This window comes from Blastomonas sp. UPD001, from assembly GCF_003426715.1.
In the GTDB taxonomy this organism is placed as follows: domain Bacteria; phylum Pseudomonadota; class Alphaproteobacteria; order Sphingomonadales; family Sphingomonadaceae; genus Blastomonas.
In genome coordinates this window covers 1-909 of record NZ_QKVT01000014.1, presented here as the reverse complement: position 1 = coordinate 909, position 909 = coordinate 1, and the positions used below count along the sequence as shown (strand labels likewise).

Below are 909 nucleotides of genomic sequence, written 5' to 3'. Positions count from 1 at the left end.
CCCGAACCGGTGCGCCAGGTCGGGGTGGTGGCGATCCCCGAGCCTCTGCCGCTGCCCGGCCAGCTGAAACCGGTGAGCGAGGCCCCGCGCGCGGCCGAGCCATCCGATCCCCGCCAGCGCGTCGGCGCGGCGAACGCCGCCGCCCGCGTACAGCCGGTACGCGACGGCTTCATCAATGCGATTCAGCAATACCCATGGACCGATGGCGCGCTCTATCAGGTCTATACTGCGCCAGGCCAGGTGACCGACATCGCACTACAGGAAGGTGAGCAACTCGTCGGACCGGGGCCGGTGGCGGCCGGCGACACCGTGCGCTGGATCATCGGCGACACAATCAGTGGCAGTGGGGACACCGCGCGCGTGCATATCCTTGTCAAGCCGACCCGTCAGGACCTGTCCACCAATCTTGTCATAAACACCGACCGGCGCACCTATCATCTGGAACTGCGCGCCACGGCTTCGACTTACATGGCTTCGGTCTCATGGACCTATCCGCAAGACCAGCTCATCGCGTTGCGATCCGCCAATGCGGTCGCAGATTCCGCTACACCGGTCGCGACCGGGATCGATCCGGCTGCGCTCAACTTCCGCTACCTCATCGAAGGCGACCGCGCGCCGTGGCGCCCGGCGCGCGCTTTCGATGACGGGCGGCAGGTGTTCATCGAATTTCCCGTTGGCATCGCTCAAGGAGAAATGCCGCCACTCTTCGTGACCGGGCCCGCCGGCGATACGGAGCTCGTCAACTACCGCGTCCGGGGCCGCTATATGGTGGTTGACCAACTGTTTGCCGCTGCCGAACTGCGGCTGAGCGACCGGCGCAGCGAACAGCGCGTCCGCATTATACGCGACGCCGGCCGGGAGCGGCGGACCGAGCTTCGGCACCTTGGCATAGTCCTGGGGACCCGACGT

General features: G+C 66.4%; 1 protein-coding gene. It reads left to right on the top strand.

The window, feature by feature from the left end; all coding sequences use genetic code 11:
• On the top strand, window positions 1–909 hold a 909-nt coding region (gene trbG / locus DM995_RS17815; RefSeq protein ID WP_116970576.1), incomplete at both ends, for a P-type conjugative transfer protein TrbG.